20 protein-coding genes are annotated in these 21,220 nt (G+C 71.7%); 11 read left to right on the plus strand and 9 right to left on the minus strand.

Features of this window, described 5'->3' with window-relative positions; genetic code table 11:
* Positions 1 to 198: 198 nt before the first annotated feature.
* On the plus strand, positions 199 to 1,383 hold the full coding sequence (locus tag F4562_RS02560) for an acyl-CoA dehydrogenase family protein (protein WP_184540621.1): 1,185 nt from the start codon (positions 199 to 201) through the stop codon (positions 1,381 to 1,383).
* 200 nt (positions 1,384 to 1,583) lie between these two features.
* Here F4562_RS02560 and F4562_RS02565 read toward each other — a convergent pair whose 3' ends face one another.
* Both F4562_RS02565 and F4562_RS02570 read right to left on the minus strand, forming a co-directional pair.
* Positions 1,584 to 2,906: a tetratricopeptide repeat protein gene (locus tag F4562_RS02565; RefSeq protein ID WP_184540622.1), complete on the minus strand. Its 1,323-nt coding sequence runs from the start codon at positions 2,904 to 2,906 to the stop codon at positions 1,584 to 1,586.
* A gap of 234 nt (positions 2,907 to 3,140) precedes the next feature.
* A complete protein-coding gene (locus F4562_RS02570) occupies positions 3,141 to 3,875 on the minus strand; it encodes a GntR family transcriptional regulator (protein ID WP_311733919.1) in 735 nt (244 codons plus the stop codon).
* A gap of 136 nt (positions 3,876 to 4,011) precedes the next feature.
* Between F4562_RS02570 and F4562_RS02575 the strand changes: the two genes are divergently transcribed.
* The 5 genes from F4562_RS02575 (at position 4,012) to F4562_RS02595 (ending at position 10,182) form a co-directional block, all read left to right on the plus strand.
* On the plus strand, positions 4,012 to 5,298 hold the full coding sequence (locus tag F4562_RS02575; protein ID WP_184540623.1) for an extracellular solute-binding protein: 1,287 nt from the start codon (positions 4,012 to 4,014) through the stop codon (positions 5,296 to 5,298).
* A gap of 148 nt (positions 5,299 to 5,446) precedes the next feature.
* The gene (locus tag F4562_RS02580) at positions 5,447 to 6,445 is read left to right on the plus strand and encodes a carbohydrate ABC transporter permease (protein ID WP_184540624.1); all 999 of its coding nucleotides are present in this window, start codon (positions 5,447 to 5,449) and stop codon (positions 6,443 to 6,445) included.
* On the plus strand, positions 6,442 to 7,320 hold the full coding sequence (locus F4562_RS02585) for a carbohydrate ABC transporter permease (protein ID WP_246473336.1): 879 nt from the start codon (positions 6,442 to 6,444) through the stop codon (positions 7,318 to 7,320). The genes F4562_RS02580 and F4562_RS02585 overlap by 4 nt, the downstream gene beginning before the upstream one ends.
* 96 nt (positions 7,321 to 7,416) lie before the next feature.
* Positions 7,417 to 8,715 (plus strand): beta-N-acetylhexosaminidase, encoded by a 1,299-nt coding sequence (locus tag F4562_RS02590; protein WP_184540625.1) that lies wholly within the window; start codon positions 7,417 to 7,419, stop codon positions 8,713 to 8,715.
* 63 nt (positions 8,716 to 8,778) lie between these two features.
* Positions 8,779 to 10,182 carry a cellulose binding domain-containing protein gene (locus F4562_RS02595; RefSeq protein ID WP_184540626.1) on the plus strand — a complete coding sequence of 468 codons (1,404 nt, stop codon included), beginning with the start codon at positions 8,779 to 8,781 and terminating at the stop codon, positions 10,180 to 10,182.
* A gap of 187 nt (positions 10,183 to 10,369) precedes the next feature.
* On the opposite strand, the gene F4562_RS02600 is transcribed toward F4562_RS02595, so the two are convergent.
* Positions 10,370 to 10,747: a winged helix-turn-helix transcriptional regulator gene (locus F4562_RS02600; RefSeq protein ID WP_184540627.1), complete on the minus strand. Its 378-nt coding sequence runs from the start codon at positions 10,745 to 10,747 to the stop codon at positions 10,370 to 10,372.
* A gap of 219 nt (positions 10,748 to 10,966) precedes the next feature.
* Between F4562_RS02600 and F4562_RS02605 the strand changes: the two genes are divergently transcribed.
* Positions 10,967 to 11,386 carry a DoxX family protein gene (locus F4562_RS02605; RefSeq protein WP_184540628.1) on the plus strand — a complete coding sequence of 140 codons (420 nt, stop codon included), beginning with the start codon at positions 10,967 to 10,969 and terminating at the stop codon, positions 11,384 to 11,386.
* 206 nt (positions 11,387 to 11,592) lie between these two features.
* Positions 11,593 to 12,078: a hypothetical protein gene (locus F4562_RS02610; RefSeq protein WP_184540629.1), complete on the plus strand. Its 486-nt coding sequence runs from the start codon at positions 11,593 to 11,595 to the stop codon at positions 12,076 to 12,078.
* Positions 12,079 to 12,090: 12 nt separating this feature from the next.
* On the opposite strand, the gene F4562_RS02615 is transcribed toward F4562_RS02610, so the two are convergent.
* Positions 12,091 to 12,639 (minus strand): hypothetical protein, encoded by a 549-nt coding sequence (locus F4562_RS02615; protein ID WP_184540630.1) that lies wholly within the window; start codon positions 12,637 to 12,639, stop codon positions 12,091 to 12,093.
* Entirely contained in the window at positions 12,636 to 12,815 is a 180-nt protein-coding gene (locus F4562_RS36620; RefSeq protein ID WP_221206613.1) for a helix-turn-helix domain-containing protein, read from the minus strand. The genes F4562_RS02615 and F4562_RS36620 overlap by 4 nt, the downstream gene beginning before the upstream one ends.
* A 492-nt stretch (positions 12,816 to 13,307) precedes the next feature.
* Here F4562_RS36620 and F4562_RS02625 point away from each other — a divergent pair, with 492 nt between their 5' ends.
* Positions 13,308 to 14,696, plus strand: a complete 1,389-nt coding sequence (locus F4562_RS02625) for a cytochrome P450 family protein (RefSeq protein WP_184540631.1) — start codon at positions 13,308 to 13,310, stop codon at positions 14,694 to 14,696.
* Positions 14,697 to 14,841: 145 nt separating this feature from the next.
* On the opposite strand, the gene F4562_RS02630 is transcribed toward F4562_RS02625, so the two are convergent.
* Both F4562_RS02630 and F4562_RS02635 read right to left on the minus strand, forming a co-directional pair.
* Entirely contained in the window at positions 14,842 to 15,720 is an 879-nt protein-coding gene (locus tag F4562_RS02630; RefSeq protein ID WP_184540632.1) for a calcium-binding protein, read from the minus strand.
* A 339-nt stretch (positions 15,721 to 16,059) separates the two neighbouring features.
* Positions 16,060 to 16,899, minus strand: coding sequence for a putative protein N(5)-glutamine methyltransferase (locus F4562_RS02635; protein WP_184540633.1), 840 nt, complete (start codon positions 16,897 to 16,899; stop codon positions 16,060 to 16,062).
* A 625-nt stretch (positions 16,900 to 17,524) separates the two neighbouring features.
* On the opposite strand from F4562_RS02635, the gene F4562_RS02640 reads away from it, so the two are divergent.
* Together F4562_RS02640 and F4562_RS02645 are read left to right on the plus strand one after the other, a co-directional pair.
* The gene (locus F4562_RS02640) at positions 17,525 to 18,460 is read left to right on the plus strand and encodes a CE1 family esterase (protein WP_184540634.1); all 936 of its coding nucleotides are present in this window, start codon (positions 17,525 to 17,527) and stop codon (positions 18,458 to 18,460) included.
* Positions 18,461 to 18,582: 122 nt separating this feature from the next.
* Positions 18,583 to 19,530 (plus strand): protein kinase domain-containing protein, encoded by a 948-nt coding sequence (locus tag F4562_RS02645; RefSeq protein ID WP_184540635.1) that lies wholly within the window; start codon positions 18,583 to 18,585, stop codon positions 19,528 to 19,530.
* 65 nt (positions 19,531 to 19,595) lie between these two features.
* Here F4562_RS02645 and F4562_RS02650 read toward each other — a convergent pair whose 3' ends face one another.
* Together F4562_RS02650 and F4562_RS02655 are read right to left on the minus strand one after the other, a co-directional pair.
* A complete protein-coding gene (locus tag F4562_RS02650; protein ID WP_184540636.1) occupies positions 19,596 to 19,877 on the minus strand; it encodes a hypothetical protein in 282 nt (93 codons plus the stop codon).
* 314 nt (positions 19,878 to 20,191) lie between these two features.
* Complete coding sequence (locus F4562_RS02655) at positions 20,192 to 21,202, minus strand: LacI family DNA-binding transcriptional regulator (protein ID WP_184540637.1); 1,011 nt, start codon at positions 21,200 to 21,202, stop codon at positions 20,192 to 20,194.
* Positions 21,203 to 21,220: the final 18 nt, after the last annotated feature.

Consider the following 21,220-nt stretch of genomic DNA (forward strand, 5'->3'; position numbering starts at 1 on the left):
GCGGCACCCGGCTGCCGCCACGCGGGCGGCCTCCGAGTAGGACCCCACCCCGCGGACGGGACGGCGGAGGCCCGCCCACGGGCCACCGCCTGCAAGCCCCTGTCCGCGGGCCTCCGCATCGGGCGGTCTCCGGGCATATCATCGCAGTACTGAAATTGATACTTTGGTACTCGTAACAGTACGAGCCGGAGGAACGCCATGCCCGCCACCCGCGTCATGCCGACCGAGGAGTCCGCCGACCTGATCACGCTGGTCCGCGAACTCGCCCGCAAGGAGCTCGCCCCCCGCGTCGCCGACGACGAGGCCACCGAGACCTTCCCGCGTGACGTCTTCCGCACCCTGGGCCGGGCCGGGCTGCTCGGGCTGCCCTACCCGGAGGAGTACGGCGGCGGCGGCCAGCCCTACGAGGTGTACCTGCAGGTGCTCGAGGAGATCGCCGCCGTGTGGTCCAGCGTCGGCGTCGGCGTCAGCGTGCACGCCCTGTCCTGCTTCGGCCTCGCCGAATTCGGCACCGAGGAGCAGCGGCGACGCTGGCTGCCCGACATGCTCGGCGGCGAACTGCTGGGTGCGTACTGCCTCAGCGAGACCCACGCCGGCTCCGACCCCGCGGCGATGCGCACCCGGGCCCGCCGCGACGGCGACGAGTACGTGCTCGACGGCGCCAAGGCCTGGACCACGCACGGCGGCCACGCCGACTTCTACAAGGTGATGGCCCGCACCTCCGACGAACGGACCGGCATCTCCTGCTTCCTCGTCCCCGCCGACGCCCCGGGGCTGACGGCCGACCCGCCCGAGCGGAAGATGGGCCTGACCGCCTCGCACACGACCACCATGCGGCTGGACGGGGTCCGCGTCCCCGCCGAACGCCGCCTCGGCGCCGAGGGCGAAGGTCTGAAGATCGCCCTGCGGGGGCTCGACTCCGGGCGCCTGGGCATCGCCGCCGTGGCCACCGGCCTGGCCCAGGGAGCGCTCGACGTCGCCCTCGCCTACGCCAGGGAGCGGGAGACCTTCGGCAAGAAGATCATCGACCACCAGGGGCTGGCGTTCGTCCTCGCCGACATGGCCGCGGCCGTCGAAAGCGCCCGCGCCACCACCCTGCACGCGGCGAGGCTCAAGGACCGGGGCCTGCCGTTCACCAAGGAGGCGTCCATCGCCAAGCTGGTCGCCACCGACAACGCGATGAAGGTCACCACCGACGCCGTCCAGGTGCTCGGCGGGGCCGGCTACACCCGTGACTTCCCCGTCGAACGCCACATGCGCGAGGCGAAGGTCATGCAGATCTTCGAGGGCACCAACCAGATACAGCGCCTGGTGATCGGCCGGGCGCTGGCCAAGGACGACGGCAGGGGCACCGTCTCGGTGTCGCGGCAGGCGGAAAGCTGACACGACCGGCCGGCAGGCGTGGCGAGGCCTCCCCACCCGGGTCCGTCCCACCGGCCCAGGGCAACCACGGACGGCTGGACCGGCGGCCCGCGTACCGGCTGCTGCTTCTGCCGCTCCCGCTCCCGCCGCTGCCGGCCGTGGTCCACGAGACAGCGTGACCGCACCTGGACGCGGGAGCGGCTCTCGTCCGGACGAGAGGGTCAGGACCGGGTGGCGATCACGTCAGGAGTGGCCGCGGTGAACGCGGCGAGTTCCTTGCGGACCGCGGCGGCCTCACCCGGCTGACCGGTGGCGGTCAGCTGGACGGCGAGACGGTCGAGCACCCGTGCCATCAGGGGGAGATAACGCGACGGATGGGTCAGGAACAGCCGCCGGTGGACGACGACGGCCTCCTGGAGCAGGGGCACGGCCTCGCCTGCCCGGCCGAGTACGGCGTGCGTCTCGGCGTGGTTGTACAGCACACCGCCCAGGATCGGCAGATAGCGGCCGGGGTCGTCCTCGGCGAGCGACCGGTAGATGTTCAGCGCGTATCGCTGGCAGTGGAACGCCTGTTCCAGGTTCTCCTGCTGCTGGTGCACCAGCGCCAGCCGGACCAGGGCGTCGGCGAGGTCCGGCCGGAAGCCCTCCCGGCCGGCCTTGACCAGTTCGTCGTAGGAGACGACGGCGTGGTATCTCGTCTCCGCGGCCTCGTCGAGCTCGCCCGCCTCGAAGGCCGCCGTGCCGAGGTCGGTCAGGGAACGGGCCAGGTCGGGCAGGTGACGCTCGCGGTCGGCGTCGGCCAGCGTCCGGCGGATGTTGCACGCGTTCCGTGCGGCCGTCAGGGCCTCCCCGGTGTCACCCTGCCGGGACAGGGCCAGGCCGAGATTGGTCAGGGAACGGGCCAGCTCCGGCATGAACTGGCCGGGGGCGTGACGGGCGAGCTCGCTGTGGATGGCGACGGCCTCCCGGGCCTCGGGCACCGCCTCTTCGGCCCGGTCCAGGTGGCACAGCGCCAACGCCAGGTTCGTCAGGGCGGCGGCGATCACGACCGGGGAGAAGCCGTTGGGGTCGGTCGAACAACGGTAGGCGTTCACGGCCTCCGCGAGCGGGGGAAACGCCTGCTCGAAGCGGTCCGCCTCGATCAGCGACGCACCGACCTGGGTCAGGGCGGCGGCGAACCCGGGGGCGTGCCCGGTGGAGCCGGAGGCGGTCAGCTGCCGGTGCAGGGCCACGGCCGACTGGAGCGCGGCCAGGGCGTCGTCGAGCCTGCCCACGGTCGACAGGGAGATCGCGAGGTTGACCAGCGAGCCGAACCGGGGCATCAGGAAGCGTCCGGGATCGACCTCGGCCAGCCCCTTGTAGAGGGCGGCGGTCTCGGTGGCCACGGCCAGCGCCTCCTCCTCCTGCTCTGCCTCCCACAGTGCCCCGCCCAGCTCCGTCAGCGCGTCGGCCAGCTCGGGGAGGTGCCGGACCGGGTCGGTCTCGGCCAGTTTCCGGTGGGCGGCGACCGCCGCGCGGCAACGGTCGATCTGCTGCTCCTGCATGACTCCCCGATCTGTCCACGATCCGTCCTCCCCGAGGCGAACGGGAGGACGCCGCCGTCTTCCGGCGCGGAAGAGGGCACAAAGACGGCGCGGAAAACCATAGGAGAGACGGCACCGGGCATCATCGGCTCCGAGGATGACCGGCCCTCACCCGTCAGGGGGAGCCGGCGGGTGTACTCGTCCGGGCAGCCGGCAAGGCGGGAAGAGGCGGATCACCGGCCCGGGAGCCCCCGGTCAGCCGGAATCGGCGTTGAACGACAGCTCGGACGTGATGCGGTAGCGGTCGCCGCGATAGATCGAACGGGTGAACTCGACGATCCGGCCGCCGGCGTCGCGGGTGGTGCGCTCGAAAAGGAGGGCCGGGGCGTACTGGGGGACGCCGAGCAGTTCGGCCTCGGTCTCGTCGGTGACCGTGGGCTCTATCGTCTGAACGGCGGTGCGGACATCGACGTTGAAACGTTCCCGCAGCAGGCGGTAGAACGAGCCCGACACCATCTCGGCCGGGACCAGGCCGTCCACCAGGGCGTGCGGCAGGTGGATGCGCTCGATCGCCATGGGCTCGTCGTCGACCACCCGCAGCCGCACGACCCGCAGGACCGGGTCGGCGGGTGAGAGCTGCAGGCGCGCGGCGAGCCTGGCACCCGCGGGGGCCGCGCCGAACTCCAGGACACGGCTGAGCCAGTTGCCCTCGGCCGGGGGTGCGTAGAACGAGTTACCGGTGGTGGAGGCCAGCGCCTGGGTGACGCGGTGCGGTCCGGTGAACGTGCCACGGCCGTGTTCGCGGACCAGCAGCCCCGACCTGACCAGGTCGTCGATCGCCGCCCGCACCGTGGGCCGGGAGACGCCGAGCTCCTTGCAGAGATCCCGCTCGGACGGGATCGCCTCGCCCGGTTTCATGTCGGCGACGAGGTCGAGCAGGACGTCGCGCACCCGGTCGCGCTTGAGCCCGGCCCTCATGTTCAGAGTCACTCCCCCACCCTACCAAGATCTTACCTGTTTGTTACCAATAAGTCCCGTCTGAACGGGCCTTGACGCAACAACTGGTAAAAGACACCCTATACGGAACAGGCCAATTACTTACCAATATCTGACCTCTGGAGCAGCTATGGGGTACAGCCTCCGTGCCGTCGCGGCAGCGTTGACGCTCACCGCCGGCCTGACCGCGTGCGGCTCCGCCGAGCCGGTCCCCTCCGCCGACTCCCCCGGCTCGGCCGGGACCGGGAAGGGCACCGTGAACCTGACCGTGTGGGTGATGCGCGACAGCCTCTCCGACGCCCTGATCGACCGCTTCCGCACCGACTACCGGGCCGCCCACCCGGACGTCGTCCTCGACATCCAGATCCAGGAGTGGGACGGCATCGGCCAGAAGGTGACCAGTGCCCTGGCCAGCAACGACGCCCCGGACGTCATCGAGGTCGGAAACACCCAGGTCGCCGAGTACGCCGCCAGCGGCGGGGTGAAGGACCTCACCGACAAGGTCGCCGACCTGGGCGGCACCGACTGGCTGCCCGGCCTGGCCGGTCCCGGGAGGATCGACGGGCGCCAGTACGGCATCCCGTGGTACGCCGCCAACCGGGTGGTCGTCTACAACAAGATCCTCTTCGCCAAGGCGGGCGTCACCGCCCCGCCCAAGACCAGGGACGAGTGGCTGGAGATCACCGCCAAGCTCGACAAGGGCGGCGACCAGGGCATCTACCTGCCGGGGCAGAACTGGTACACCCTCGCCGGGTTCATCTGGGACGAGGGCGGCGACCTCGCGGTCCACCAGGACGGGAGCTGGAAGGGGACGTTCGGCACGCCGCAGGCGCTGGCCGGCATGGAGTTCTACAAGAAGTTGCAGGCGCTGGGCGACGGCCCCAAGGACTCCGACGAGGCCAGGCCGCCGCAGGTCGACGTCTTCGCCAAGGGCGACGTCGCCCAGATCGTCTCCGCACCCGGCGGCGCGGTGGCCATCGAGAAGGCCAACCCGGAACTGAAGGGCGAGCTCGGCTTCTTCCCGATCCCCGGCAAGACCGCCGACCGGCCGGGGGCGGTCTTCACCGGCGGCTCCAACCTGATCATCCCCGAGGCGTCGAAGCACCACGAAGCCGCCTATGAGGTGGTCAAGGCCCTGGCGGGCGAGAAGTTCCAGACCGACATGGCCGGGGAGATGAGCTACGTCCCCAACCGGGTGTCCCTGGCCGGCGTGCTGGAGGGGAACGAGGCGACGGCCGCGATGGCGGCGGGTGCCGCCAACGGGCACGCCACCCCCAACTCCCCGAACTGGGCGGCGGTCGAGGCCAAGAACGTGATCAAGGAATACATGACCAGGGTGCTCACCGGCGGCGACGCCGCGGCCGAGGCCGCCGTGGTGGACCGGAGCATCACCGGGATCCTCAACACCACCTCCTGACCTCCCCGGCACCCGGGCCGCCGCGGAACCCCACACCCGGCCAAGGCGCCACCGACCCCCGCGCCCGACCGGGCCGTCACCGGTCCCGCGAGACCCGGGCTCCCCACACGACCCGTACTCCCCGTACCGCTCACCCCCGAGGAGTGCCATGACCGCCGCCTCCCAGGCACCGGCGCGGCGGCACGACCACGACCGGGACGCCCCCGCGTCCGGACCGTCGGCGCCGCCCGCCGCACAGCCCCGCCCCGGGCCTTCCCGGCTCACCGGCCTGTGGCCGTACCTGCTGGTCGCCCCCACCCTGGTGGGCACCGCCTACCTGCTGCTGTATCCGCTGATCCGCAGCGTCGTCATCTCCTTCCAGCACTTCCGGACCGGCGAGCTGATCCGCGGCGGCGCGGAGTTCGTCGGCCTGGAGAACTACCTGGAGGTGCTCGGCGGCGCGGAGTTCTGGGCCGTGGTGCGCCGGACCCTGCTGTGGACCGCGGTCAACGTGACACTGATCATGGTGATCTCCACGGCGGTCGCGCTGATGATCACCAGGTTGGGCCGCGGGATGCGCCTTGCCGTGATGGGCGGCCTGGTGCTCACCTGGGCGACCCCGGCGCTCGCCGCCACCACCGTCTTCCAGTGGCTCTTCCAGTCGCGGCTGGGCGTGGTCAACCGGCTCCTGACCGGCCTGGGGTTGGAGTCGTTCCAGGATTACACCTGGTTCGCCGACGGCACCTCCACCTTCGTCATCCTGGTCGCCCTGGTGGTCTGGCAGTCGGTGCCGTTCGCCGCGCTCACCCTGTACGCGGCCCTGACCACGATCCCCGCCGAACTGTACGAGGCGGCCCGAATCGACGGCGCGACCGGGCGGCAGGTCTTCGCCTCCGTCACCTTCCCCATCCTGCGGCCCCTCTTCGGCCTGATCACCTCGCTGGAGGTGATCTGGGTGTTCAAGTGCTTCACCCAGATCTGGGCGATCAGCCGAGGCGGGCCCGGCGAGGCCACCACCACCCTGCCCGTGTACGCGTTCCAGGTGGCGCAGTCGCTGCACAAGTACGACCTCGGCTCGGCGATCTCCACCCTCACCGTGCTGATCCTCGTCGTACTGCTGATCACCCACCTGCGGCGGATGCTCAGGCACGAAGGAGAACAGCCTTGACCGTCTCCCCCAGCGGCTCCCCCAGCGGCTCCCCCACCGGACGCCTGCCGCGCCGGCTGCGCCGTGTCCCGCTCAACCTCGCCGCGCTGGCCGTGCTGGCCGTCTCGCTCTTCCCCGTCTACTGGATGGTGCTGACCGCGTTCACCCCCACCCGGGACATCCAGGCGCGGACCCTGAGCTTCTGGCCCGCCCACCCCACCCTGGAACACTTCGCCACCGCGGTGCGCGCCGACGGCTTCTGGACCTTCTGCCGCAACAGCCTCACCGTCACCGCCGGCGCGGTGCTGCTGGCCCTGCTGGTCGCACTGCTGGCCGCGTTCGCGGTGGCACGGATGCGCTGGCGAGGCCGGAAGGCGTTCATCCTGATGGTCTTCGTCGCGCAGATGGCGCCCTGGGAGGCGCTGCTGGTGCCGATGTTCATCATCGCCCGCGACACCGGCATGCTCGACAGGCTCTCCATGCTCACCCTGATCTACTTCATGACGACGTTGCCGTTCACGATCGTGACGCTGCGCGGGTTCCTCGCCGCGATCCCCGCGGACCTGGAGGAGGCCGCGCTGATCGACGGGTGCGGCCGTACGGCCGCCTTCCGCCGGGTGGTGCTGCCGTTGCTGGCCCCCGGGCTGATGTCGACCTCCCTGTTCGGCTTCATCACCGCGTGGAACGAGTTCGCCTTCGCCAACGCGCTGATCATCAAGAACCAGGACGACCGGACCCTGCCCGTCTGGCTCTCGTCCTTCGGCAACGTCTTCGGCACCGACTGGGGCGCCACCATGGCCGCCGCCACGCTGTTCATGCTCCCGGTGCTGCTCATCTTCCTCATCCTGCAGCGCCGGGTGACCTCGGGGCTGATCGCCGGTGCCGTCAAGGGCTGAGCGGCGCCGGAACCCCGAACATCACCGTGACAGGCCCGCACCGCATCCTGTCCGTCCACGGGCGCCCGTCGGCGGCGCCGGGAAGGGAAGACCAACGTGATCATTCCTCGGCCACGCCGGATGACCACCGCCGGAGGCTCCGTCGCGTTCCGGGAGGACCTGCTGCGGCTCATGCCCGACGACCCGTCCCTGCACGAGGAGGGCTACCGCATCGACGTCTCCCCGGCCGGGATCGAGCTCACCGCCGGGGGCCCGGCGGGCCGGTTCTACGGCGCGCGGACCCTCTCCCAGCTCGGCCCGGCGGTTCCGTACGGGACGATCGAGGACCGGCCGCGCTTCGCCTGGCGGGGGGTGATGCTGGACGTCGCCCGGCACTTCATGCCCAAGACGTTCGTGCTGCGCCTCGTCGACCTGCTCGCCGAGCACAAGCTCAACGTGCTGCACCTGCACCTGACCGACGACCAGGGCTGGCGGCTGGAGATCAAACGTCACCCCCGGCTCACCGAGGTCGGCGCGGAACGCGGCGGGTTCTACACGCACGAGGACGTCCGCGAGATCGTCGCCTACGCGGCGGAACGCTTCGTCACCGTGGTGCCGGAGATCGAGATGCCCGGCCACGCCCAGGCGGCCATCGCCGCCTACCCGCACCTGGGCAACGACCCCTCCCGCGAGATCCCGGTCTGGTCCGAGTGGGGGGTCAGCGAGCACGTCCTGAACCTGGAGGAGTCCACGATCCGGTTCTGCCAGGACGTGCTGGACGAGGTCGTCGAGCTCTTCCCGAGCACATACGTGCACGTCGGCGGAGACGAGTGCCCCGTCACCGAGTGGGAGCGCAGCCCCGCCGCGCGGCGGCGGCTGGCCGAGCTCGGGCTGCGGAGGCCGCAGGACGCGTGCGCGTGGTTCATCGGCCGGATGGCCGGCCACCTGGCGGAACACTCGCGCAGGCTGGTCTGCTGGGACGAGCCCGACCGCGACCCCACCCCCGGCACGACCGTGATGATCTGGCGGGACGAGCGGGCCGACCGTGGGGACAACGAGGTCATCCTCGCCCCGCACACCCGCACCTACTTCGACTACCGCCCCTCGGCCGGGCCCTTCGGCGGCCGGCCCGCAGCCGACCCGGGCGGCACGACCGTCAGGGACCGCGTCCTCACCCTTGCCGACACCTACGCGTTCACCCCCGACCGGACGGCGCGCGGCGTGCAGTGCCAGCTGTGGACCGAGTACATGCCCACGCCGGAGCTGGTCGAGTTCATGGCGCTGCCGCGGATGTGCGCCTTCGCCGAGGTGGCCTGGGGCTCGCCCGGCGACTACCCCGACTTCCTCCGCCGGCTCGACCCCCACCTCGCCCGGTTGGGTGCCATGGGCGTCCGGACCGGCCCGCTCATCCCGTAGGCCCGCACCCGTACCCCGCGACGCATCACAGGCCCGGAGAAACACCTCAGGAAAGGACCGAAAGTGCGCACCAGACTGTTACTCGGCGGGCTGCTGTCCGCCACGCTTCTGGCACTGACCGGCGTGGCGGTCGCCGGCCCGGCCAGCGCCGCGCAACCGCTGCGGCTGCAGTACAAGACGAGCGCCACCGGGGCGACCGCCGACCAGGCCGAGCCGTGGTTCGACCTCGTCAACGACGGCACCTCGGCCGTGGCGCTGAGCGGAGTGAAGATCCGCTACTACTTCAAGGCCGACTCCGGATCGCCGCAGTACCGCTTCGCCTGCTCCTGGGCGGTGATCTCCTGCTCCACGGTGACCGGGACCTTCGGCACGATCTCCCCCGGCACGGCCACCGCCGACCGCTACCTGGAGGTGGGGTTCACCTCCGGGAGCCTGGCGGCCGGGACCCGGACCGGCGACATGCAGCTGCGCTTCCACCGCGCCGACTGGCAGCGGCTGAACCAGGGCGACGACCACTCCTTCGGCCCCGCCCGCACGACGTACGGTGACTGGACCAAGATCACCGTTTACCACAACGGGACTCTCGTCTGGGGCACCGCGCCCGTCGGCGGCGACCCGTCACCGACCCCGACCGTGACGATCACCCCCACCCCGGGAGGCGGCGGGGTGGTCTTCGACGACTTCGACTACAGCGACGCGGACGACCCCGACATCACCGCGCACAACTGGACGGTGCGTACCAACAGCGGCGGCCCCGGCGTGCCCGGCGCGAGCTGGCCCAAGCAGAACGTCACCTTCCCCACGCTCTCCGGCGCGAACAGGGCCCTGCAGCTCAAGGCCGTCACCGACGGCACCGCCTCCGGCACGCAGCAGTCGGAGGTGCTGCACCAGCGCAAGTTCCTCGAGGGCACGTACGCGGCCCGCGTGAAGTTCTCCGACGCGCCGGTGAGCGGCCCGGACGGGGACCACGTCGTGCAGACCTTCTTCACGATCACACCCCTGGCCTTCGACATGGACCCGAACTACAGCGAGCAGGACTTCGAGTACCTGCCCAACGGCGGCTGGGGTGAGCCCGCCAACATCATGTACGCCACGTCGTGGGAGACCTACCGCAACGAGCCCTGGGAGGCGGTGAACGTCCACACCGAGGTCAGGCAGAGCTACGCGGGCTGGCACGACCTGGTCCTGCAGGTCTCCGGCGGCCAGATCAGGTACTACATCGACGGCGCGCTCTTCGCCGAGCACGGCGGCGTCTACTACCCGGAGACCGCGCAGTCGGTCAACTTCAACCTCTGGTTCATCAACGGCGGCCTGGTCGGCAGTTCGGTCCCGCGCGACTACGTCCAGCAGGTCGATTGGTTCTACCACGCCAAGAACGAGGTCGTCTCTCCCTCCGAGGTCCTGAACCGGGTCAACGGCTACCGCTCCGCCGCGACGACCTGGGTCGACACCGTCCCCGCCCCCTAGACCCCCGCGCCTCCCGAAAGCCCCGCGGGAACCCCGGAGGGCCCCGGGTGCCTTCGGGGTCCTTGGGTCCCTGGGTCCCGCCGAACCTCTCAGCCCCGGGTCCGCGTCCCGGTCGGAACCCCGTGGCACCGGGGAGCGCCGGGAGGTGAGCCACCCGGTTTCGAAAATGGCGTCCCGTGGCCGGGAATCACCCGGCTTCGGGACGCCCCTCCGCGGCCGGGGACGGAAGCGGCCGTCTCGTCTCGTCGGCGGAGGCGCCCGCCCAGACCCGCAGGGCGTCCATCGCCGGCCGCAACCCCTGCCCCCGCTCAGTCAGGCGGTACGTCACGGCTACCGGGGGCCCCGGATCGACCTCGCGGTCCACCATGCCGGCGGACCGCAGCTCCGACAGCCGGTCGCTGAGCACCCGCCTGGACAACTCGGGCAGGGCCGCGGCGAGCTCGTTGAACCGCGCCGGACGCTGCAACAGCAGATCGATCAGCAGGCCGGACCACCGCTTGCCGAGCAGGGAGAAGACCTCCTCGGTGTACGGGCAGGCGTGCAACGGCGATCGGGCCTCAGTCACAGACCCGACAATATCAACACCAGGTGTTATTTTAATACTTAATTATGTCGATGTGACACGCGGGGGTCGCGGCGCCACGGACAATCACCGTTAAGGAATACGTCAGGAGCCGCAAACGAACGATAAGGCGCAGGTCCGCGCCTCACACCCGAGAGTCATGATGGTCGTGGCCAGCCGGTTCCCCCGGTTCCGGACGGAGCACAACGGAGGAGAACCACCATGAGATCCACCGAGTCGGCCACCTCATACGTCCTGTCCGTGTTCCGCATCGTCGTCGGGTTCCTCTTCGCCTGCCACGGCGCGGCAAAGCTCTTCGGCCTGTTCGGCACCGACACGGTCGCCGTCGGCGTCTGGCCCTACTGGTATGCGGGCGTGATCGAACTCGTCGGGGGGATCCTGCTCATCCTCGGTCTCGGCACGCGGATCGTGGCCCTGATCTGCTCAGGTGAGATGGCCTACGCCTACTTCGTCGTCCACCAGCCGCGAGCCCTGTGGCCGATGGAGAACGGCGGCGAACTGGCCGCCCTCTTCTCCTGGTCGTTCCTGCTGATCGCGGTCGCCGGGCCCGGGGCGTGGGCACTCGACACATGGCTGCACCGCTCCCGCAGGCGGACGCCCACCACCGCTCCGATCACCTGACTCCGGCGGGAAGCCGAGCCATCGGCAGCGGGCCGAGGAGCGGAACAGCTGGAGAAGTCGCCGTCACCCTCGGATACTTACCTCTGACAGTCCGTCACGCGGCGGAGTCCGGCGGCGGACCACCCGCACCGCCGTACGCCTCCCGGCGCGTCCCGGCCGGCCCGTCTCCGCTTCGAGACACACGGCAGAACCACGAAAGGAAGACCATGGTCCGGACGACCGTCTCCCTCCTGGCGCTCATCTCCGCCCTGGCCGGCTGCGCGGCGCAGACCGACGGCGCCGGGCGGATGCCGTCGGACCCGGCACCGGCCGGGACGCGGCCGGGTCTCTCCACGCCGGGTTCGAGCGCCACTTCGGCTTCGGACGCCGCCCCGGCGTCGAGTCCCGCACCGGCGGCGGGCGCCGCCGTGCCGGGCCACACCGCCGGAGCGGACCTGCGCGCGTGCTACGACGGGAAATGCAGGCTCACCCTCGCCGAACCGGTGGGATTCTGGGTCGATCCCCGGTTCGGCGTCACCTGGCTGTCCATCTCCTTCGACCGGCACTCCGTACGGGTCGTGGCCACCGGCCCCGGTGTGCGCTCACAGGCGACGTTCGGCCCCGGCGCCCTGAGCTCGGTCAACGGCATCGGCATCCGGGCGGTGTCGCTCTCCGCAAGCAGGGCGGTGCTGCACCTCTCCCCCGCACGCTGACGGCACACCGGTTCACTTCCAATATCGGGCGTACTTGCGCCGGTACTTGGGGTCGGACTCGAGTTCGATCAGAGCACGGGCGGTCGCCTCGACCTCGGGATCGCCGACGGCGTCGTAGAGCCGCCGAAGGCTCTCGATGATGTCGTTGCGGATGAGGGTTCCGTTCTTCTCCGCGGCGCATTCCCGGTACCGCTGGTCGAGCGCCGCGACAACGGCCCGGCGCTGGGCGTCGCCGGCGAGGCCGATCTTCCACAGTGCCTGAAGGCTGTGCCGTGCGGTGACGAAACGCTCGTCCCTGGTCACCTTCACGAGTGCGTCGAGGTCACCGAGGATCCGCTCGGTTCGGTCGTTGGCGGCCAGGTTGCACAGGATCTGGGCCGCGATCGAGCGGTTGTGGTTGTCCCGGTGCCCCAGGTTGGCGACCACCTCGTCCCAGCGGTCATGTGCCCAGGGCACGGGGCCACTCGTCACCTCCATCAGGGACTCGTAGGCGGTGTTCTGACGCTGCCGGTCCGCCGCCCACAGGTCGTCGAAGGCCGCGGGCGGCGCGCCGCCGGTCATCGGCGCATCCCGGCGATCCGGATGAGGGTGCCGCAGGTGTCGCCGGGTGAGACGACGGCGAGCCGGCGAGCCTGCCCGGCGCAGAGTTCGAACAGGGTTTGGCCATCCCGTTCGGTGAGCGCGTCCAGGATGCGCCTGCGGGCCGGTGCCGCCGACGCATGGAACAGTTCCGACATACCGAAACAATAGGCAAGTGTCGACTTGCCTGTCAATCCGAGACACCCCGGACCGCCGCCACCGCGAGCCGGGACCGCCGACTCCCGCGGCCACATTCGGGCGGACCGTTTCTTGAAGCGACGCCCCCCGCGGGCGAGGCCGCCGTCGCCCCGCGCGTCGCACCCGGTCCAGGTGTGACCTCGCCATCGGGAGTCCGAGAGAACTCGTTTCCTTTACAATGTAGATTCGTTACTGCGAGCCCCCGTCCACTACCGGCCGGGCAGAGGAGAGCGAACCGATAAAGGACGACCGAATCCTGTTCAGCAGCGGAATCTCGCCGCCTTCCGTCACCCCGCGACGACACCGTGTCCGAAAAGTTCTCCTTTTCCCGCCCGAGCAGTGATACGGAACCGCCATTTTTGGCTTCCACGTCGACGCTCGGACACGACTGCCCCGGAGCGGCCGTGCGATCTTGGCGAGACTTCGGAACGAGAGAGGTAGTGCCCCCCTTGATGCCTGACGCGTGGACCGCATCGATCCCCGAACCGCTGTCGTCCATGTCCGTGGAACCGCTGCTCGGCAGGGACTACGACTCCGATCCCACTCTCGTGCACGAGCGCCTGCGCCGTAAGTACGGGCCGGTCGCGCCGGTCGACCTCCTCGGGATGCCGGTCTGGCTGGTCATCGGGTACGGCGAGGTGTTGCAGATCCTCCAGGACAAGAGCGAGATCTGGAGCAAGAACCTGGACAACTGGCGGGCGAGGGCGGAGGGCCGCGTCCCGCCGGACTGGCCGGTACTGCCCGCCTTCGAGGTCAACAACTCGGTGTTCCGGGACGGCCAGGCGCTGCGGCGGCTGCGCGACGCGTGGACGGCGGCGCTCGCCCCCTTCCAGGACCCCGCCCGCCCGCAGGCCCAGATGCTGGAGAACGCCGTCAGGAAGTACGCCGACGACCTCATCGACGTGCTGGCGGAGGGCACGTCCGGCACCGGCTGGGCGGACCTCTCCGCGCAGTACGGGCGACCGCTCCCGCTGATGGTCACCAACCGCCTGCTCGGCTTCGAGTCCGCGCGGGGCGACGACGTGCTGATGGACGTCTGGCGGCTGCTGGACGCCGGCCCCGACGCGGCGGCGGCCTCCGGGCGGCTGTTCGCCGCCGTGACCGAGCTGGCCGCCGCGAAGGCGAGCCGTCCCGGGGACGACATCCCCTCCTACATGCTGGCGGCCCTCCCGGACCTCACCCTGGAGGAACTGGCCCGCGAACTCCTGATGCTGCCCGGCCTCGTCGCCGACTTCACCGGGACCCTCATCTGCAACACCCTCGCCGAGGTGATGACGAACCCCGACATACGGGCGAGCCTGTCCCAAGGGATCATCGAGGAGACGGTGAACCGCGTCGCACTGCTCAACCCGCCGATGGCCAACCTGACCTTCCGCTTCCCCACGGTCGACGTGAAGGTGGGACGGTTCGTCATCGCCGCCGGTGATCCGGTGATGGTCTCCGTCGCCGCCGCTCACGGCGACCCGCTGTTCGGGGGGACGGCGGACCCCGGCGCCATCCGCAGCACCCGCGCTCACCTGGCATGGGGTGCGGGGCCGCACCGCTGCCTGGGCCAGCGGCTGGCCACCCGCATCACCACCATCGCGGTGAGCCGGCTGTTCGAGCGGCTGGCCCATCTGCGGCTCGCCCTCCCGGCCGACCAGTTGCCGTGGCGGCCGTCTCCCTTCATGCGGTCGCTGCGGTCGCTTCCGGTCCGCTTCGAGCTCGCCCAGGCCCGCGTCCGGACCGGCGGTCCCGGAGCCGTGGACGAGCCCGGGACGCCCGTCTCCCAGGCCGCCGCGGAGGAGCCCCCGCGTTCGGCGCTCTGGCGTTTCCTGCGGGCGCTGCGCGGCGAACGCTGAAAGCGTGTGCCGCCGGCGACGGCCGGCGGCACACGCGGTGGAACACCCTCCCGGGAGGCGGTGGTAGGGCCGCCCCGGGAGGGTGTGGAACGAGCGTCCGGGAGGCGGTGGAGCGGCCGCCCGGGAGAAGCTCCCGGGTGACGGCTCACACCTCACAATCGATCTCCGTGTCGGCGGCGTCGGCGTCGCAGGTGTCCGTGTCGGAGCCGCCGTTCAGGGTGTCGGCGAAGCCGCCGTCGACGCCGCGCAGCCGGTCGTCGCCCCCCTCGCCCTTCAGGACGTCCTTGCCGCCACCGCCGATGAGGTCGTCGTCGCCGCCCCGGCCGCTGATGGTGTCGGTGCCGCCCCTGCCGTCGAGCTTGTTCGCCGCGTCGTTGCCGGTGACGGTGTCGTCCACCTTGCCGCCCAGCACGTTCTCCACGTCGGCGCGCATGTCGTCGCCCTCGCTGCCCTCTCCGTCGTCGGCGTTCCCGTCGAGGCTGACGAACAACGGGTTGACGCGGTCGGCGTAGTTGGCCAGGTCGGTGCCCGGCCCGCCGGAGAACGTGTCACGACCGTCGGCGAGCACGTCGGCGACAAAGGTGTCGTCGCCGCCGTTTCCGGTGAAGACGTCGTCGCCGGGACCGCCGGTGAAGATGTCGGTGCCGGAGCCGCCGTCCACGGTGTCCTTGCCGGTACCGCCCTTCACCCTGGTGGTGATGCCGGTCTTGTTGACGAGCCTGTCGTCACGGTCGCCCAGGGTCGCGTTGACGACCGTGATGGGACCGGGGCACCGCACCGTGTTGGCCGTGACGGTGAGACAGCCGGAGCCCTGCACCCGGAGCACGTCGCCGGTGTCGGTGATCTGCACGTCGTCACCCGCCGGCTCGATCGTGACGTCGTTGGCCTTGCCCGGATCCGCGGTCAGGTGCAGGTTCTGGGCCGTGACGCTCACCAAGGTGTCGGCGTGGCCGGGAGCGGCCAGGCTCAGCTGCAGTCCTCCCAGGACCGCCGTCAGGACGGCGAGTGACCGGATCGTACGCATGGTTGCTGCCTTTCGATGGGATGTACGTGGTCGCGCGGCCGCTCTCCGCCCGCGCCGTGCTTCCCATTAGGGCCGGAACCCGCGCCGCGGAACACGTACGACGACACGCACCGAGCGTGTACAACAGCACACTGACCTGCCAGTACCCGGGCCCAGCGGCACGCGGGCCCGGCAGCACGCGGACACGGCAGCACGCGGACCCGACAGCACACGGGCTCCACGCGCAAAGGCTCGACAACGCGATGGCGCGCGGACCCGACGGCACACGGGCGCGACGCTCCGGGTCTCGGATGTGCCGCCGTGTCCGCGATCCGCTCAGCCGCCCTGGACGCGATCCGCTCAGCCGTCGTGGACGCTTCCCGGGGCGGATCCGGCGCCGACGGGCATGGTCCCGATGACGACGGTGGCGTTCAGCTCCTCGGAGCCGGTCACCCGCGCGGCCAGCCCGCCGCGGGCCACCGCGTCGGCGGTCGGCGCCGCCTGGCGACCGCTCGTCTCGACCAGCAGGTGACCGCCCGGCGCCAGCCACCGTGCCGCCGCGGCGGCCACCCGCCGTACGACGTCGAGCCCGTCCGTGCCGCCGTCGAGCGCGACCCGCGGCTCGTGCACGCGGGCCTCCGACGGCAGCAGCCTGATCTCCTCAGTGGGCACATAAGGCGCGCTGGCCACCAGGACGTCGACGCGGCCCCGCAGCGTGCCGGGCAACGGCCGGTAGAGGTCGCCCTCGTACACCCGGCCGCCCGCGGCGGCGACGTTGCGGCGGGCGCACCGCACCGCCGCGGGGTCGATGTCGACGGCGTGCAGTTCGACCCGGTCCAGGGCCGCGGCCAGCGCGGCACCCACCGCCCCCGAGCCGCAGCACAGATCGACGACGGTCCGGGGGCGGCCGGCGGTCCGGCGGGCGAGAGCGGTGGCCTGCCGGACGAGGAACTCGGTGCGGCGGCGGGGTACGAACACGCCGGGGGCCACGGTTATCCGCAGACCACAGAACTCGGCCCAGCCGAGGACCTGTTCGAGCGGGAGGCCGGCGACCCTCCGGTCGACCATGGCGGCGAGGTCGGCGGGCGTCCTCGCCGTGGAGACGAGCAGCCGCGCCTCGTCCTCGGCGAACACGCAGCCGGCGGCGCGGAGCCTGGTGACGATGAGGGGGTGGGGAAGCGTTGCCGGATGGAGCGACATGGGAGCCTTTCGGAATGCCGACGGGGCTCCCCGGTCACCTAGGCCGTGTGGACCGCACGGCGGTGAGGCGGGAGCACCCGACCTGATACAGCGTTGATGGGGCTCACCTCCCTCTTGGTACGTCCACTGCTGGGGCGACAACAGTACCAGCCGCCCACGATGGAGATCGACCGCCCCGGACGGGCGGTGTCCGGGGCGGTCGCGGGTCGGGCCCGGCGCGGTGGACACGACAGGCCTGCGGGAACACGGGCCCGGCCTGGCGGGGCACGACACGACTGCGGAGACACGGGATCGACACGGCGGGGACACGGCGGGGACACGTCGGTCGCGGGAACACGGGCCCGGCGACGCGCGGACATGGACCCGGCGCGGTGGGGTACGCGGGTTCGTCTCCTAGAGTTCGCCAAGTCGTCTCGAAGCCGGCGCCCCTAGCATCCCCAGCGATCATCACCGGCGCACGGAAGGAACGATCATGGTTTCGCGAAGAGCGGGGAAAGCTCCGTCGAATCACCGCGGTGCCGCCGACGGGCGGGCTGGGGGCCACCCGGGCGGAGACGAGGGACGGGACAGGCGCGCGGGGCGGCCGGGACGGACGGACGGGCCCCGGATCCTCGCCCCCCTGGCGGTGGCGGTCGCGTGCGTCCTGTCCGGCTGCGCCGCCGAGCCCGTGCCACCGGCGAACCCGTCCGCGGCGGCAACGCGCACCCCCGCGGCGGCATCCGCCGAACAGCCGGTCAGGAAGGCGGGAACCGTCGAGGGCACGCTGCGCTCGGGCGGGACGCGCCGTTCCTACCTGCTGCATCGCCCCGAGGCGACGTCCGCCCGGCTCCCCCTGCTCATCTGCCTGCACGGACGCGGCGGGAACGCGGCCGACATGCCGGCCGTGACCCGCTTCGACCGCGAGGCCGCGGGCATGCTCGTCGTCTACCCGCAGGGGCTGGACCGGCAATGGGACGACGGTGCCGGGCTCGACCGGGACGTGCGCTTCCTGCGCGAGCTCATCGGCCACCTCGCCGCGACCGAGGGGGCCGACGCCGAACGGGTCTACATCACCGGGTTCTCCAACGGCGCCGGTATGGCGCTGCGCTTCGCCGCCGAGCAGCCCGGCCTGGTCAAGGGGGTCGGCGCCGTCGCCGGGCAGCTTCCGCCGAAGATCGAACCGCGGGGGGCGGTTCCGCTCCTGCTCATCCACGGGGACCGCGACCCGGTCCGCCCGTTCGCCGGGCTGCCGGAAAGCAGCATCACCGGCACCGGCGCCGACCGGCCCACGGCCGGCATCGGCGCCGAGCCCACCGCCGAGATCTTCGCCCGCGCGGCCGACGCCGGGGACGAACGCAGGCAGGACGTACCGGACAAGGTGCCCGACGACGGCACCAGCCTGCGGCGTCTCACCTGGTCGGGCGGGACCGCCCCGGTGGAGCTGATCATCATACGCGGCGGAGGGCACCGCTGGCCGGGACGGCCGGGCGTGCCGAGGCTCAACGAGAACGGCGTGGTCAGCGAGGAGATCGACGTGTCCCGCACGATCGTCGACTTCTTCGCCGGCCGGAACCGGCCGTGACCCCCCGTCGCGGGCGGCACCCGGTCGCCCGCGACGGGGAGATTCCAATGAGCTGCAAGCGGTTTCTCAGTACCGGGCCCTAGCGTCGTCGCCCAGGCCCCCGAACATGTGGAGATGATCGTATGTCCCATCCGCTCGAGTCAGGTGATCCGCGGTGGCTGGGCGAGTACCGGTTGACCGGGTGGCTGCGCCTGGGCAGTCAGGGCATGGTCTATGACGGCTACGCCGAGGACGGGACCCGGGTCGCGGTCAAGGTGCTGCACCGCCACCGGGGGTGTCTGACGTCCGCTGCGGCCGAGGAGGTGGCGGCCGCCCGGCGGGTGGCGTCCCCCTACGTCGCGCGGATCCTGCAGGCCCGGCTGGACGGGCCCCGCCCCCACGTCGTCAGCGAGTTCGCCGACGGGCCCGACCTGTTCCAGGTGCTCGGCACGGGGCCCCGGCTGCTGCGGGCGATCGGGAGGAGGCGCCGGCTCGCCGGTGGCGACCTGCGCCGGTTGGCGGTCGGGGTGGCGGCGGCGCTGACCGGCCTGCACGAGGCGGGCGTGGTCCACGGCGACCTCAAACCCTCCGACATCCGGCTCGGGCCCCGGGGGCCGCGGGTGACCGGCTTCGGCGTCGGCCGCTCCGCCCGGGAACGCGTCGGCGACGCGGTGCGGATCACCGAGGAGCCCGTGCGCGCCGCCCCGTACGTGGCGCCGGAGACGATCAGAGGTGAGGAGCCGACGGCGGCGACCGACGTCTACGCGTGGGGGGCGATCGTGCTGCGGGCCGCCACCGGCCTGCCCGCCTGCTCCTCCCGGGACCTCGTGCGGATGCTGCACCGCACACTGACCGAGGAGCACGATCTCAGCGGCCTGCCCGAGTCGCTGCGTCCGCTCGTCGGTGCGGCGCTGGCCAAGGACCCGTCCGCCCGGCCGGCCGCCTCCGCGCTCCTCGGTGCTCTCACGACGCCGGCCGGCGCCCCGGGCGACGAGGTGAGCGTCCGGCCGGCTGTGGATGAGGCCGGGGACGGCCCCTCCCCGGAGCCGTCGCCCGCCTCTCCCGGCCTGCCCGTGTACGCGGGCCGCTGACCGGCGGGACGACGCCGCCACCGAGCGGTCGCGTGGGCCGCCCCGCACGGTGACCGCGCGAGGCGTTACCCCTGCTGCAGGTACCAGTACCAGAGGGCCGACAAGCAGATCATCCCCATCGTCCAGATCATCCATCCCCGCCAGAAGGGCCGGAGCTGGGACGACATGAGGAAACCCGGTACCCCGACCAGCAGGAACAGGCCCGTCAGCACGAAGGGAAGGATCACCAGTACGAGGGGGCCCAGGAAGTAGATCAGGAGCGTCGTCAGTGGGAGGCTCGTCAGCAGACCCGTGAGCCCGCCGAGCAGGCCCCATGCCCACGGTGCCGATTCGCGCCGATCGTTCATGAACGCGTCCGTTCCGTCACGGCCTGCCGGCCTGGGTGTCGTCGGCGAGACCGCCACGCGGCGGACCGCTCCGGAGACGGAACCGAGGACGTCCGGACGAACCCCCCGCGGACAGGACCGCCGCAGGCCGGACCGCCGCCCGCCCGGTCCGCTTCCGTGCCGGGTGCCCCACGCGCCGGTCACGGTCTCGTACCCGAATCTAGGCGGGAGCGCGGCGCCGGTCGTCCCCTGAGAGGGTGATCCGCCCTCCCCTACCAGGCGGAGCCGATCCCCCGGCCGGGGACGGACGCCGTACGCCCCGGGCGAACGCGCCGTCAGGAGGCCGTCGAGTCGCGGATGACCAGGCGGCAGGGCAGCCGGTGGACGCCGGGGGTGGCTCTGCCGTCCATGGCGGCGAACAGGTGCTGGGCCGCGGTGCGGCCGAGCGTCTCCAGGTTCATGTCGACCGTCGTCAGGGCGGGGCGGGTCTCGGTGGAGAGCACGTCCCAGTTGTCGTAGCCGATGACCGCGATGTCGTCGGGCACCCGGCGTCCCTGTTCCCTGACGGCCTCGACGAAGCCGGCGGCGATCTGGTCGCTGCCGCAGAACACCGCGTCGACCTCGGGCCGGCCCATCAGCAGCATCTCGGCGGCGTGCCGTCCCCACCGCTGCGACCAGGTGCCGTACATCGTCTCGCCCGCCTGGGGGAGGCCCGCCTCCTCCAGGGCGACGTGCAGCCCCTGCGCTCGGTCGGCGGCGGCCTTGTAGTCGGCCGGGCCGGTGACGTGCGCGATCCTGCGGCGTCCCAGGGCCAGCAGGTGCCGCACGGCGAGCGCCGCCCCGCCCACGTCGTCGGGCACGAACGACACGTCGTGCGGGTCGTCGGACGCCCCGTAGGCGTACACGACGGGGATGGGCAGGTCACGGCTGATGGAGGGCCGGGTGTTGGTGCTCTCCCCGACCACTATGAGCCCGTCCACGCGTCTGGACAGCAGGGTGCGGACGTAGTGCTGCTCCCGGATGGCGTCGCCGCGGGCGTCGCACAGCATGACCGCCATCTCCCCCGCGCCGAAGGCGTCCTCGGCGCCCAGCAGCACCGGGATGCCGAACCTTCCCACGCTGTCGCTGGTCAGCAGCCCCACCGTGCGGGTCTGACCGGAGAGCAACCCCCTGGCCAGGGGGTTGGGCCGGAACGACAGCTCCTCGGCCGCCGCTATGACGCGCTGCCGTGTCTCGGCGCGCACGTCGTCCTTGCCGTTGAGCGCCTTCGACGCGGTGGCGATCGACACCCCGGCCAGGGACGCGACGTCGCTGATGGTCACGGCGCGCGACCGCCTGCTCACCATGTTTCGAAATCCTTTTCT

Source organism: Streptosporangium becharense (genome assembly GCF_014204985.1).
GTDB classification, from domain to species: domain Bacteria; phylum Actinomycetota; class Actinomycetes; order Streptosporangiales; family Streptosporangiaceae; genus Streptosporangium; species Streptosporangium becharense.

Bases quoted from the DNA above. Each gene is read 5' to 3' on its own strand.
- F4562_RS02625 (WP_184540631.1), top strand. From the start codon at position 13,308: ATGCCTGACGCGTGGACCGCATCGATCCCCGAACCGCTGTCGTCCATG.
- F4562_RS02635 (WP_184540633.1), bottom strand. From the start codon at position 16,899: ATGTCGCTCCATCCGGCAACGCTTCCCCACCCCCTCATCGTCACCAGG.
- F4562_RS02605 (WP_184540628.1), top strand. From the start codon at position 10,967: ATGAGATCCACCGAGTCGGCCACCTCATACGTCCTGTCCGTGTTCCGC.
- F4562_RS02615 (WP_184540630.1), bottom strand. From the start codon at position 12,639: ATGACCGGCGGCGCGCCGCCCGCGGCCTTCGACGACCTGTGGGCGGCG.
- F4562_RS02650 (WP_184540636.1), bottom strand. From the start codon at position 19,877: ATGAACGATCGGCGCGAATCGGCACCGTGGGCATGGGGCCTGCTCGGC.
- F4562_RS02655 (WP_184540637.1), bottom strand. From the start codon at position 21,202: ATGGTGAGCAGGCGGTCGCGCGCCGTGACCATCAGCGACGTCGCGTCC.
- F4562_RS02575 (WP_184540623.1), top strand. From the start codon at position 4,012: ATGGGGTACAGCCTCCGTGCCGTCGCGGCAGCGTTGACGCTCACCGCC.
- F4562_RS02630 (WP_184540632.1), bottom strand. From the start codon at position 15,720: ATGCGTACGATCCGGTCACTCGCCGTCCTGACGGCGGTCCTGGGAGGA.
- F4562_RS02645 (WP_184540635.1), top strand. From the start codon at position 18,583: ATGTCCCATCCGCTCGAGTCAGGTGATCCGCGGTGGCTGGGCGAGTAC.
- F4562_RS02610 (WP_184540629.1), top strand. From the start codon at position 11,593: ATGGTCCGGACGACCGTCTCCCTCCTGGCGCTCATCTCCGCCCTGGCC.
- F4562_RS02580 (WP_184540624.1), top strand. From the start codon at position 5,447: ATGACCGCCGCCTCCCAGGCACCGGCGCGGCGGCACGACCACGACCGG.
- F4562_RS02560 (WP_184540621.1), top strand. From the start codon at position 199: ATGCCCGCCACCCGCGTCATGCCGACCGAGGAGTCCGCCGACCTGATC.
- F4562_RS36620 (WP_221206613.1), bottom strand. From the start codon at position 12,815: ATGTCGGAACTGTTCCATGCGTCGGCGGCACCGGCCCGCAGGCGCATC.
- F4562_RS02565 (WP_184540622.1), bottom strand. From the start codon at position 2,906: ATGCAGGAGCAGCAGATCGACCGTTGCCGCGCGGCGGTCGCCGCCCAC.